Consider the following 12,682-nt stretch of genomic DNA (forward strand, 5'->3'; position numbering starts at 1 on the left):
GGCGGGACCTGATCCATTTCATCTCCCGCCGCTCCAGGACAGGGCTTCAAAGAGTGTCAGCAGGGCTGCGGCAATCAGCATGAAACCGGCAGCGCGGCCGATGAAGATCGTGGCGGCAGGCGAGGAAACGAGCCATGCCCGGCTCTTATCCGCCGTCAGCGCCAGCGCGCCATAGACCGTAAACTGCGTAACCGCCACCATCGCGCCCATCACCAGCCCCTGCATCCAGATCGGACCATAAGCGGGTTTGAGAAATTGCGGATAGATCGCCATCATGAACAGATAGGCTTTCGGATTGGAAAGGCAGGTCAGCACCGCCCGCCAGAACGCCTTTCTGACCGAGGCGCTCGCCTGCGCCTCGTCACCATTGACGATGATCGCGCTGCGCATCAGGCCGATGCCGATCCAGACCATGTAAGCCGCACCTGCGACGAGAAGCGGCAGGAACAGCGACGGCATCCAGGCGGCAAGCATGCCGACGCCGACCGCGCCGTAAAGCGAATGTACGATGCCGCCGGCGCTCATGCCGCTTGCGGCGGAAAGGCCGGTTTTACGGCCGCCGGTCAGCGCGCTTGCCAGCACGAATAGCATATCCATGCCCGGCAGGATGATGATGCCGAACAGGACCAGAAAGAAAAGCCAGAGATTTTCAGCGTAACTCATGTCAGTATCTCCCAAGACAGTTTGCGGCACATTCGGGAAAACCTAAGTTTCTCAATGTGTTTTGCTGCTTATAGGAAAAGCCAACTGACAGCGTTGTGTCAGTTGCGTGGTGAAGCAACCCGGAAAAACGGCAATGCGCAAGGCATCGAGACTGTTCGAGATCATCCAGATCCTGCGGGTGGCGCGCAGGCCGGTCACCGCGCAGACCATCGCCGAGGCACTGGAGGTCACGGTGCGCTCGGTCTATCGCGATATCTCGGCGCTTCAGACCATGCGCGTACCGATCGAAGGGGAGCGCGGCGTCGGTTACATCCTGCGTCCCGGCTTCAACCTGCCGCCGCTGATGTTTTCCATCGAGGAGACGGAGGCGATCGTGCTGGCGCTCGCCATGGTTGCCCGCACGGGCGATAGCGAATTGCGGCAGGCGGCGAAAAAGGTCAGCGACAAGATCGCCGCCTCCCTGCCCGAACCCCTGTCGAAAACCTTGTCCGCCAATGCCCTGCATGCCTGGGGCAGCGTTGCACCCTCACCCGCCGGCATCGATCTTGCCACCGTCAGGCGGGCGGTGCGCGACGAGGAGAGGCTGGACATTACCTATCGCGATGAGGCGGGTGCAGAAACCCGGCGGCAGATCCGGCCCATTGCCGTGATCTATTATTCGGAAACGACCAATGTCGTCGCCTGGTGCGAATTGCGACAAGCGATCCGCAACTTCCGTTCGGACCGGGTGCTCGTCTGCGAAACAACGGGCAGTTTTTTCAAGATGGAAGGCGAAAGACTGCGCCAATTGTGGATGAGCGGCTGGCAGAGCAACCAGCCGGCAAGCCCCGCCTCACAACCGTAGAACATGATCCGCTTCACGCCCGAAACCGCGTATTGCGATTCGGTCGGCGAAGACATCGGCGATGGCGAAGGTGTTCTGGTCCGGCGTATCCACCATGCCCTTGAAATTGACGAAGTGAGTGTTGCCCAGCAGGCCGTAATTACCATCGTGATTATGGCCGCTGAACCATGCGGCAACCGAAGGATGCGCGCCCAGAAGATCGAGGATGCGCGGCGCATCCCACATATTATGGGCGTTTTCCGGATAGATCGGATAGTGGCAGAGAACGACCACTTTTTCGCCCGCTGCATCCGCCTTTTGCAGAACGCTCCGCAGCCATTCGAATTGCTCGTCGCTGAGCGACGCGTTCCAGTCCTGCGCATTGATCGCGCCCGCTTCTTGCAGGTGCTTCAGCCGGTCCTGCGCAAGCGCGTGGCGCGGATCGCCGGGCGGCGGGGCGAAAAGGCTGACTTCGTTACCGTCAAGCACCACGAAACGTATCTCACCGATGGTGAAATCGTGCCAGGGCGACGCCATGCCGAGGCGGGCATGGATGGTGGACAGGTGTTCGGCGGCAACAGCAAAATCGTGATTTCCCGGCAGCATCACCGAGGGGTGACGAAGCCTGTCGTAAACACTGAGGATCGCGTCGAAATTTTCAAAGCCACGGTCGATGATGTCGCCGAGCGTCACCACGAAGACCAGTTCCTCGCGGTTGAAGGCATCGATGGCCTCAGCAAGTTTTTTCGGGCTTTCGGCATAATACCGGCCCATTTCCGGGCGGGGATCGGCATCGGCATATTGGGGATCGGCAACGATGCCGAAGGAGAAGAGAGGGCTGGTTTTTTCAGTCATGATGCGCCGCGATAAACCGGGCTGATGACAGGCTTGTGACAAGCCAGGGCGACACATTGGAATGTCAGGTCCCAAAAGCAGAATACCCGGCCTTGCGGCCGGGTATTCGAAAAATTTCAGTTCCCAAAACTTACTTGGAAGCCGCTTCGTAACGCTCGAGGACGTAGTCCCAGTTGATAAGGTTATCAACGAAGGCTTCGAGGTACTTCGGACGCAGGTTGCGGTAATCGATGTAATAGGAATGTTCCCATACGTCGACGCCGAGGATCGGTTCTGCGCCATGAACCAGCGGGTTTTCGCCGTTCGGAGTCTTGGAGATTTCGAGCTTGCCGTTCTTGACGGAAACCCATGCCCAGCCGGAGCCGAACTGTGTGGTGCCGGCAGCGATGAAATCAGCCTTGAACTTGTCGTAACCGCCGAGATCGGAAGCGAATGCCTGTTCCAGCTTGCCCGGCAGCTTGTTGCCGCCGCCGTCCTTCTTCAGCCACTTCCAGAAATGGACGTGGTTGTAATGCTGGGCCGCATTGTTGAAGAGACCGGCATTGGTGCCAAAGGACTTCTTCACGACTTCCTCGAGCGAAAGGTCGGAAAGACCGGCTTCCGCTGCCAGCTTGTTGCCGTTGTCGACATATGCCTTGTGGTGCTTGTCGTGATGGAACTCGAGCGTCTCGCGCGACATGTAGGGTGCAAGCGCGTCGTAGTCGTATGGGAGTTCAGGAAGTTCGAAGGCCATGGTTTTTACTCCTTTTTGCAGCGGGTTACCGCTCCTAGAAACCGTGTGAGCGGACCATAGGAGCGAAGCTCTGTTTGGGCAACCTGTGAAATATCAAAATGTTCCGCCAAAAGAGAAAATTCCTCCTGTGGCAGCCGCCACCACATTTGTTTCACAACCCAGGCGTACCGTTTTCCACCCTATCGGTTCGCTTTTTGATGAAATTGCAGGAAGGAAATTCCATGACCCGCCCCATGATCCAGCGCGCGCTGCTCCTCGCCGCCTTCTCCTCGCTGGCCCTACCCGCCGCCGCGTCGTCGGACGATGCGTGGAAGGAATTCGTCGCGGATGTGCAGACGGCGTGCCTCAGCGCCAGCAAAGACATGATCGAGGACGCCAAGGTGGTTGTCGATCCGGTCGGCAGCGAGAATTACGGCCTCGCCATCCTCACCGGCAAGGCCAAAGGCGCGGATGCGACGATCAGCCATATCTGCGTCTACGACAAGAAAGCCAAGGCCGTCGAACTCGGCAGCGAGCTTGCCGGCGATACACTGAAGGTTGAAATTCCCGGCTCCACCAAGCCCTGAAGTCTCAATAGCGCGGCGTGGTATCGCCCTCGCCCAGCGCACGCTGCATCAGTACCGTATCCAGCCATTGGCCGTGTTTCCAGCCGATCGACTTGAACGTGCCGACATGCTCGAAACCGGCGGCGCGGTGCACGCCGATGGAGGCGGCGTTGGCGCTATCGCCGATGACCGCAATCATCTGCCGGAAGCCACGCGCGGTCGCGTCCTCGATCAGCGCATCGAGCAGCTTGCGGCCAATCCCCATGCCTTTCATGGCCGGATCGACATAAACGGAGTTCTCCACCGCAGCACCATAGGCCGGGCGCGGACGATAGGCCCCGGCATAGGCGTATCCGGCTATCTTTCCGTCGATTTCGGCGACGAGATAGGAATACTTGCCCTCCACCAACAGACGGCGGCGCTCAAGCATCGTCTCCACGCCCGGCGGATCGATCTCGAAGCTGGCGCGGCCGTGCAGCACGGCGTCCCGGTAAATTTCGGTAATGGCTGGAATATCCGCTTCCTCGCAAGGGCGGATGATAAGGCTTGAAACTGTGGGAAGGGTCATTCTCTTGTCCTGTGGTCATTCACGGCATCATTGTGCATTGCGGCTCAATCAAAATAAAGATTATCTATCTTATACAAACGATAAGGTTTTCTTTGATGATGGACCTCGATCTGCGGCAGGTGCGCAGCTTCATGGATGTAGCCGATCTCGGCAGTTTTTCCGCCGCCGCCGACAAGGCGGGGCTGACGCAGCCGGCCATCAGCCTGCATATCCGGCTTCTCGAAAAGCAGCTCGGCGTGCGGTTGATCGAACGGGTCGGCAGGCGCGCGCAACCGACGGCGGCGGGTCGGGATTTTCTCATCCATGCTAGACGAATTGCGGAAGAAGTGGCGCATGCCATCGACACCGTAGCGCCACATCGCAGCGGGGTGACCGGACGCCTGCGTATCGGCACAGGCGCCACCGCCTGCATCTATCTGCTGCCGCCGGTGCTGGGCAAAATCCGCCAGGCGATGCCGGGTATCGAAATCGTCGTGCAGACCGGCAATACCCACGATATACTGAGGCTTCTGGAGGCCAATACGATCGACGCAGCGGTGGTGGCCCTGCCCGCCAGCGGCCGCAGCCTCGATATCAGCAATATCCATCTCGACGAACTGGTCGCGGTTTTCCCGCGTGGCTCCGTTCCTGACGCAACGGTGCTGAACGCGGAGACACTTTCGACACAGCCCCTGCTGCTCTACGAGGGCGGCAATACCCGCAAACTCGTGGATCAATGGTTTTCAGCCAGCGGACGCACCGTGCAGCCCGCCATGGAGCTGGGCAGCGTCGAGGCCATCAAGAAACTGGCGGGTGCTGGCCTTGGCCTTGCCATCGTGCCGCGCATGGCGATGGAGCATGAGAGCGCGGCCTCGGGGCTTGAATGGCGCTCGCTCGAACCGCCGCTCGAACGGCGGATAGCCCTTGCGCTCAGGCGCGACAAGCACATGACCGCGCCGCTGCGGGCGCTCGCCGCTGCATTGCCGAACCTGCAGAAACGACGAGGCCCGCGTCGATTGATGACGCGGGCTTCGGTCTGTTGATGAGTGCGACTTTTTTTTCCGTCATGCCGGACTAGATCCGGCATCCAGCCACGGCGCGTCTGCGCCGTGAGATGATTCCTACGCGATCAAGGACTTGATCGCGCTAGACCCCGGATCTAGTCCGGGTGACGGAGCCTGGTAGCAAGAACTCCACCAGCACGTCCGGTCGGACGAACAGCAGGCCAACGCTAAGGGGCGGATCCAATTGCGATTACCAGCGTTAAGTTAGATTCTTGAAAGATTTTTCGTAGCTCGTCAAAAGCCAGCGTCTAATCCACGATCTCCAGAAAAAAACGCGCGTGCGTAGTACGCTCTTTTGCCACTCGCTGGCCAATATGCCTCTTTTGGCGGGGGTAATGCGAAAGCGATATCGGGAGATGAGGGGATGACGAATGTCAAATTCGTCATACGCGGCTGCGTATCGAGCGGCTGGACCAAAATCGACAAGCCAAGGTTTATATGGGCCAGTGAAATGTACGATAGCCGGCCGCCGACTGACTGGTGCTCTTAAAACATCGTATGATCCATGAAAATTGTACCCAGGCCAAAGAAACTCCACTTTCCCCCGGCTAACTGCATTTAGTGCACTTTGATCATGTTGCCGGCATAACCTTGAATGTTGGAAAAAAAAGCGGAGTGCATCCTGTCCTATCTGGGCAAGACTTTCACGCCGAAGTGCCAGCACTCCCGCGTTGAAATAGTCGTCTACGCTTGTCCCAATAGTGCCCACATATGCCCTATCCGCTCTTGCGCCAGGTCCATTCTCAAAACGTGAAAGCCATAGCCCTCCTCGTCCCGCAGCGATTTTTCCTGGCGGAACGTCTTTGATCAGGAGACCACGAACATCGCCCAATATTTGCGTATCGCCATCGATATAAACAATGTGTTCGTACTGGGTAGGAATGTGTTCATACAGGACCAAACGGCCAAGAGTTGCAGCGGCTACGTGGTCTTTCTTGAAATAAACATCGTCGGGAAAGGCAAACTGCGCATCGCTCAAGCCAAATATGCGGAATTCCGGAAACTCCTGTCGGACGACCTCCATAGTGTCGGCATCGACATTAATCAGGTATATAAGAATATCGCAAAAATTATCCGAAGCATTCTGCTCCAATTGCGAAGCTGAAACCAAAGTCGGGTACAAAAATCCTGCATCCGATACATAGATCGCTGCTCGTTTTCGCTCACTCAATTGAACCATCCAGAATTTCTATAAATAATAAATACGAAATATAGATCAATAAAAACATATCAATATGACGAATTCATAAATATTTATATTCATAATTCAGTTTTCTTACATTAATATCTAAGTCAAAAACACTTAAAACCTATACTCCCCTTCATCGATCTCCATCAATTGCTACACGACGAGTTCACGGGGTCTTTCCCGGTAGCGAAATGCGGAGTTTCTGGGTTTCATGTGAGGCCAGCGTCTGCTTGGCGACGATGAGATGCGGACGAAAGAGCCAAATCCTGTTCAATTCAGAATTCAGCCCTTAGATCGTTCCATCCTACGAAGCGTCTAACTTTTAGGGACTTCAATTGAGAGGACTATCCGCCGCTCTCAAAACTCCGTCCAGTCGTCACCCTTCACGGCCAGCACCGCATTGCCGCGCCAGGTGGCGACCGGGCGGGACTTGGACGGTGGGGTGACAGATGCGGCCGGAGTACGCGCCGGGCTTGCGGCCCGCTGCATATGCCTTGCCGTCTCCCGCAATGCCGAGGCCTGCTGACCGAGCTGGAATTGCGCGAGAAGGGCGTGCAGATTGGCGCATTCCTGTGCAAGGCCCGCACCGGCCGCATTCATTTCCTCAACCATCGCGGCGTTCTGCTGCGTGGCCTGATCCATGTGGTTGACGGCGGTGTTGACTTCAGAAAGACCGGCGGACTGTTCCTGCGCCGCAGTGGCTATGGCGTCCATATGGGTGTTGACGGAAAGCACCAGCTGCTCGATCTCGGAAAGCCCGACGCCGGTGTCGGCGACCAGCTTCACGCCCTCACCCACCGCAACGGCTGAGGTGTTGATGAGCTGCTTGATTTCCTTGGCCGCATTGGCGGAACGCTGAGCCAGTTCGCGCACTTCCTGCGCAACGACAGCGAAGCCCTTGCCCGCATCGCCCGCCCGCGCCGCCTCGACGCCCGCATTCAGGGCCAGAAGGTTGGTCTGGAAGGCGATTTCGTCGATGACGCCGATGATCTGGCCGATCTGGCGCGAGGAATGCTCGATGCGTTCCATGGCGGAAACGGCATCGCGCACCACCCTGCCGGAAAGATCGGCCTTTGCCCTCGCCTCACGCACCGTGTCGCGCGCCTCGCCCGCCCGCTTGGAGGTGGCGGAAACATTGGCGGTAATCTCTTCCAGCGCGGCGGCTGTCTCTTCCAGAGAGGCTGCCTGCTGCTCGGTGCGGCGGGAAAGATCGTCGGATGCCGACGACACCTCGTGCGCGCCGCCATTCACCGTCTGCACGGACTGGCCGACACTCGCGAGCGCCTCACGCAGCTGATGCACGGAGCTGTTGAAATCGTGACGCAGCGCCTCGAATTGCGGGGCGAACGGCGTGGCGATCTCGCAGACCATGTCGCCGGAGGCGAGACGGCGAAGACCACCGGCCAGCGAACCCGTGGCCTGATTGAGCCGCTCGTCGGCCTCGGCCTCGGCGCGCTGCTGCAACTCGATACGGTCCCGCTCGGCCCGCTCGCGGTTGGCGACGGCGTCCGCCTCCAGCTGCTTGTTGCGGATTGCCGCCTCGCGGAAGATTTCCACGGCGCGGGCCATCTCGCCGATCTCGTCGGAGCGCTTTGCGCCGGCGACATCGATTGCGAGATTACCGCCCGAAAGCTCCATCATCGCATTGGTCAGGCGGCTGATCGGCCGGGTGACACGGCCGACGATGACAGCGAGCGAGAGGATGCAGAGCGCCAGCGTGGCGATGAAGACGGCGAGATAGATCATCGCACCGATGAAGGCGCCCTGCTTTGCCTTTGCGGCGTTGGCATCGAGCACATCCATGGCGGCGGAGGCGATTTTCGCGATCGTGCCGAGATTTTCGGTAACGGTGGTGCGCCAGCTATCCATGGTGAAGGCAGGCGTGCGACCGTTCGTCAGGTCGTCAATGAGCTTGGCGCGCTGGGTGCTGAAATCGCCCTTGAAATAGGTCTTGTCCGCAGTGGCGTAGATGTCCTTCAGCGATTGCGGCGTCGATTCATGCGCGACCAGATCGCCGGTCGCCTTCCACGCGAAAGCCGCACCGGCATCATAGGCGCCAAGCTGCTGCATTTCCTGCGCCGTCAATGGCCGGTTCTGCGCGACGGCAGCGTTGAGAATGACGGTCGCACTGCCGCCAAGCGCGCGAGCGGACCAGCCATAGGAGCGCAGCTGGATCAAACCAGTCTGGCCCTGATCGAGAGAGCGGACAGTGCCTTCAAGCGCCGTCGAACCGGCCTCGAGCGAGGCGAGGAAATCGCCGCCGAGCGTCATGACCGTCTTATCGAGCCCACCTTCGCGCCGGTCGAGCGGCTGCGAGATATTGGCGTCAACCTTCTTTCGCAGCTCGACGAACTGCGCGTAGACATCTTTCACACGCTTGAGCGGCGCTTGCAGCTGCGCGTCTTCCAGCGACAGGGATTGTTCGAGGAATGCCGTCATGGCGGCGTCCACCCTCTGGCGCGCCGCCTGCACGCTGGCGATGCTGCCTGCCGATTTCGAGGGATCGAGTGTAAGAGCCGTGGCGCTGTCGCCGCGTTCACTGCGGAAATTCAACAGCGCATTGAAAAGAAGCTTGTCGAGCGAAACGAGTTGGGCGACCTCTGAAAAGGTGCCTGCGCGATTGGCCGATCGCCACAATTCGTTGCCGACCAAACCGGCCAGTGCAAGGCTGATAGTCAGGAAAAATCCAATAAGTACATTGCGAATGCTGAAAGACATCTGGCGGCCCTCGTTAGCCGGAACTGAAGATGCCTCAAACTACAATTCGTTTGTCTAAAATTGGATTAAACTCCCCTGTTTTTGAGGGGAAAATATTGCGCTGCAATAAAATAAAAGGCCATGGCAGACCGAGCGTCTGCCATGGCCTGAACGAGATGATTGCCGGCCTCAGACGTCCGCGCCCAGACGCGCCCAATCCATGTAAAGATCGAGCGCCTTGCGGGCGACCGGGCCTGCCTGCAGCTCGCGGTCATCCAGCTTCACCACTGGCGAAACCTTGGAATAATTGCCCGAGCAGAAGATTTCGTCCGCCTCGCGGAAATTCTCGACCGACAGCGTCGCTTCGCGCACTTCGAAACCGGCCTGACGCAGCAGGCCCATCACGCGCGAACGGGTGATGCCGGCAAGGAAGGTGCGGTTCGGAACCGGGGTTAAGACGACGCCGTCCTTGACCATGAAGATGTTGGAAGAGGCCGATTCGGCGACATTGCCGTTCATGTCGCACATCAGGGCGTTGTCGAAACCGCGCGAGCGGGCTTCCAGAATGGCGCGGCCGCTATTGGGGTAAAGGCTGCCGGCCTTGGCATCCGTCATCGCGGTTTCCGGCGAAGGGCGGCGCAGCGGCGAGACGGTGAGTGTCAGCGGCTGGCCGGCATTCATCGGCGCTTCAAAAAGGCACAGCGCAAAACGGGTGGAATTGGCATCGGGCGCGACAACGCTGCCCGGCGAACCGTGTTCGGCCCAATACATCGGCTTGATGTAGATTTCGGTCTTGCCGTCGAATTTATTGACGCCTTCGAGCGCCAGCACCTCGATCTCTTCCGCCGTCATGGTCGGCTTCATGCCCATATTGGTGGCCGAGCGGTTGATGCGCTGGCAATGCAGATCGAGATCGGGAGCCACGCCATCAAACCAGCGCGCGCCGTCGAACACCGTGGAGGCCAGCCACATGGCATGCGAGGTCGGGCCGATGAGCGGCGGATTGCCGGGCAGCCATTGACCGTCAACATAGGTCCAGGTGGTTGATCGGGGTGCGGTATCGACGCTCATAATGGTCTCCTGTCTTGAACGCTCCCGCATTTTCTTCCGAAAAGCGAAAACGCTCCATCTATTTTGCTTTGGCGCATGTCCGGGCACAAAATCGCTTCGCACTTTTGCTGGCAATGCTTTGAAAATCGGCCGGAGTGAATGCCTACGACCGAATGAGGTCAAGTTTTAATTGCTGCTATGTCTGATTTTGATGGAAAATAACAAACGGGGGCCCTGACAAAGACGTTTTATGAGGCGAAACAAAAGGTTGATGAATAGATCCATCACAATAATTCATGCATCGGATGATGGCGGCGCGATTTCGCACATGCGATGCTGATGGTCTGACGGCGTTTGCAGCGCCCTCTGCCCGTCCCCGTTCGCCCATTCGGATGCGACGTTTCCGCAGGAGGAAATCATGGCATGGTCCGCCCACCAATATCTGAAATTTGAAGACGAGCGGACACGTCCCGCAAGGGATCTTCTGGCGCAGGTGCCGCTGGAGCGCGTGTTGAACGGCTACGATCTCGGCTGCGGCCCTGGCAATTCCACCGAGCTTTTGACCGACCGTTACGGCGTCAACGTCATCACCGGCATCGACAGCGACGACGATATGCTGGAAAAGGCGGCGGACCGGCTGCCCAACACCCGTTTCGGCAAGGCCGACCTTGGCAAATGGCGACCCACCCAGAAGGCGGACCTGCTTTACGCCAATGCGGTTTTCCAGTGGGTGCCGGATCATCTCGCCGTTCTTTCGCAACTGATGGATCAGCTGGAAAGCGGCGGCGTTCTTGCCGTGCAGATGCCTGATAATCTGGAGGAGCCGACGCATCGCGCCATGCACGAGACGGCGGCGGACGGCCCCTGGAAGGACACGTTCTCAGACGGCAGGCTGCACCGCACCCCCCTGCCCGCCCCATCAGCCTATTTCGAGGCGCTGGCGCCGAAATCCGCGCGGGTGGATGTGTGGCACACCATCTACAACCACCCCATGAAGGATGCGGAAAGCATCGTGGAATGGGTCAAGGGCACCGGCCTGCGCCCCTATCTTGCCGGCGCCGGAGAGGAACACCGCGAAGCCTTCCTTGCCGACTATACAAGGCGCATCGCAGCCGCCTATCCGCCCATGGCGGACGGCCGGCTGCTGTTGCGTTTTCCCCGCCTGTTCGTGATGGCGGTGAAGAAGTAGCGTCGTTTTCGCCTCCCCTCATTCCTGTGCCTGTCACAGGAATCCAGCCGACGCGCGTCTGCGCGGCGAAAAAAGTCCTCTCAGCCCAAAGACTTGGGCTGGCTGGATCCCTGTGACAAGCACAGGGGTGAGGAGAACGCGGAGGCCGATCTTAGATTTGGCCAATCGGCCTCAATGCATTATCTCTAACCCGCAAAGGCATAGACCCGAAGGCGGTGGCCATCGGGGTCGCTGGCGGTGAAGGTGTAGCCGAAATCCATCGTGCCGGGCTGCTGCAAAATGGTAATGCCCTTTGTCTTCCAGTCGGCAAAGGCTTCATCCACCTGCGCATCACTTTCAACGCGGAAGGCAAGCTCGCCGCCGCCACCCGTGACGGATGCCTTTGGCTCCACCGTATGCCGCGACCAGAGGCCGAGCTTCATGCCGTTTTGAAGCACGAACAGGGAGAATGTCGGAGACGCTTCGACCGGCTCCGCACCCAGCAGGACCTTGTAGAACTCCGTGCTGGCGGGCGGGTTGTCGACGTAGAGAATGGTGAAATCGGGGTGGGTCGTCATGGCTGTTCTCCTTGTTGCGGATGAACAGGTTCTAGACCCGCATACTGTCAGTTTCTGTCAGCATGGTCTTGCCGCCGTCTTTGTTTTTCCCGCTCGCGCCACTCTTTCAGCAGAGCCTGGCGGCGGCAGGGATACCGCATGTCCAGCGGGTGGAAACTCTCGATGCGGTCCGCACGGAAACTGCGGAAATCCTGCCGCGTCTCGCACCATGCCAGCACCACCCGCACGAGATCGAAAAAAGCGAGTGCGAAGGGCCAGATCACCCGCTCCGTCAGTTCGCCCTTTTCGTCGCGATAGGTCATCGCGACCTTGCTCTCCTTACGGATAATATCGCGAATGAGCGCCAGATCGACGCGGATGGCCACCATGGCCTGCCCGGGGCCGATCAGCAGTGTGGAATTGTCGAGCTCCTCGCGCAGGGCATCGGGCAAGACAGCGCCGATCTTGACGAGTGCGGCCCGGGCGGCCTCGGCCAGCCCCTCATCGGCACGACCTGCCACCCAGCGCGATCCGAGCACCAGCGCCTCGATCTCCTGCGGCGAAAACATCAGTGGCGGCAGCAGGAAGCCGGGACGCAGCACGTATCCCACACCCGCCTCGCCCTCGATGTCAGCACCCTGCGCCTGAAGCGTCGCTATATCGCGGTAAAGCGTGCGCTGGCTGACGCCGGTCTGCGCCGCAAGCGTCGTACCGCTGACCGGCATGCGGTGGGAGCGCAGGATCTGCAACAGATCAAGAAGCCGTTGTGAGCGCGACACGCGACAATCCTC

13 protein-coding genes are annotated in these 12,682 nt (G+C 59.1%); 4 read left to right on the top strand and 9 right to left on the bottom strand.

Annotation, left to right across the window (positions count from 1 at the left end; all coding sequences use genetic code 11):
• Positions 1–18: 18 nt before the first annotated feature.
• A complete protein-coding gene (locus tag RS75_RS21065; protein WP_045024141.1) occupies positions 19–663 on the bottom strand; it encodes a LysE family translocator in 645 nt (214 codons plus the stop codon).
• Between the two features lie 133 nt (positions 664–796).
• Here RS75_RS21065 and RS75_RS21070 point away from each other — a divergent pair, with 133 nt between their 5' ends.
• A complete protein-coding gene (locus RS75_RS21070) occupies positions 797–1,507 on the top strand; it encodes a helix-turn-helix transcriptional regulator (RefSeq protein ID WP_045024143.1) in 711 nt (236 codons plus the stop codon).
• Here RS75_RS21070 and RS75_RS21075 read toward each other — a convergent pair.
• Together RS75_RS21075 and RS75_RS21080 are read right to left on the bottom strand one after the other, a co-directional pair.
• A complete protein-coding gene (locus tag RS75_RS21075; protein WP_045024145.1) occupies positions 1,496–2,341 on the bottom strand; it encodes a metallophosphoesterase in 846 nt (281 codons plus the stop codon). The genes RS75_RS21070 and RS75_RS21075 overlap by 12 nt on opposite strands.
• 130 nt (positions 2,342–2,471) lie before the next feature.
• Positions 2,472–3,074 carry a superoxide dismutase gene (locus RS75_RS21080; protein WP_003511955.1) on the bottom strand — a complete coding sequence of 201 codons (603 nt, stop codon included), beginning with the start codon at positions 3,072–3,074 and terminating at the stop codon, positions 2,472–2,474.
• 221 nt (positions 3,075–3,295) lie between these two features.
• On the opposite strand from RS75_RS21080, the gene RS75_RS21085 reads away from it, so the two are divergent.
• Positions 3,296–3,640, top strand: a complete 345-nt coding sequence (locus tag RS75_RS21085; protein ID WP_045024147.1) for a hypothetical protein — start codon at positions 3,296–3,298, stop codon at positions 3,638–3,640.
• A gap of 4 nt (positions 3,641–3,644) precedes the next feature.
• Here RS75_RS21085 and RS75_RS21090 read toward each other — a convergent pair whose 3' ends face one another.
• Complete coding sequence (locus RS75_RS21090; protein ID WP_045024149.1) at positions 3,645–4,187, bottom strand: GNAT family N-acetyltransferase; 543 nt, start codon at positions 4,185–4,187, stop codon at positions 3,645–3,647.
• Positions 4,188–4,282: 95 nt separating this feature from the next.
• On the opposite strand from RS75_RS21090, the gene RS75_RS21095 reads away from it, so the two are divergent.
• Positions 4,283–5,209, top strand: a complete 927-nt coding sequence (locus RS75_RS21095; protein ID WP_045024216.1) for a LysR family transcriptional regulator — start codon at positions 4,283–4,285, stop codon at positions 5,207–5,209.
• A gap of 220 nt (positions 5,210–5,429) precedes the next feature.
• Here the strand turns inward: RS75_RS21095 and RS75_RS25880 are convergent, their stop codons facing one another.
• From RS75_RS25880 to RS75_RS21110, 3 genes are all read right to left on the bottom strand, one after another.
• A complete protein-coding gene (locus RS75_RS25880; protein ID WP_084687136.1) occupies positions 5,430–6,410 on the bottom strand; it encodes a glycosyltransferase family 8 protein in 981 nt (326 codons plus the stop codon).
• Positions 6,411–6,776: 366 nt separating this feature from the next.
• Positions 6,777–9,137, bottom strand: coding sequence for a methyl-accepting chemotaxis protein (locus tag RS75_RS21105; RefSeq protein ID WP_045024152.1), 2,361 nt, complete (start codon positions 9,135–9,137; stop codon positions 6,777–6,779).
• Positions 9,138–9,305: 168 nt separating this feature from the next.
• Entirely contained in the window at positions 9,306–10,187 is an 882-nt protein-coding gene (locus RS75_RS21110; protein WP_045024154.1) for a branched-chain amino acid aminotransferase, read from the bottom strand.
• Between the two features lie 397 nt (positions 10,188–10,584).
• On the opposite strand from RS75_RS21110, the gene tam reads away from it, so the two are divergent.
• Positions 10,585–11,355, top strand: a complete 771-nt coding sequence (tam, locus tag RS75_RS21115) for a trans-aconitate 2-methyltransferase (protein ID WP_045024155.1) — start codon at positions 10,585–10,587, stop codon at positions 11,353–11,355.
• Between the two features lie 185 nt (positions 11,356–11,540).
• On the opposite strand, the gene RS75_RS21120 is transcribed toward tam, so the two are convergent.
• Complete coding sequence (locus RS75_RS21120; RefSeq protein WP_045024157.1) at positions 11,541–11,912, bottom strand: VOC family protein; 372 nt, start codon at positions 11,910–11,912, stop codon at positions 11,541–11,543.
• A gap of 47 nt (positions 11,913–11,959) precedes the next feature.
• Complete coding sequence (locus RS75_RS21125; RefSeq protein WP_045024159.1) at positions 11,960–12,670, bottom strand: helix-turn-helix transcriptional regulator; 711 nt, start codon at positions 12,668–12,670, stop codon at positions 11,960–11,962.
• Between the last annotated feature and the right edge of the window lie 12 nt (positions 12,671–12,682).

This window comes from Rhizobium nepotum 39/7 (genome assembly GCF_000949865.1).
In the GTDB taxonomy this organism is placed as follows: Bacteria; Pseudomonadota; Alphaproteobacteria; order Rhizobiales; family Rhizobiaceae; genus Agrobacterium; species Agrobacterium nepotum.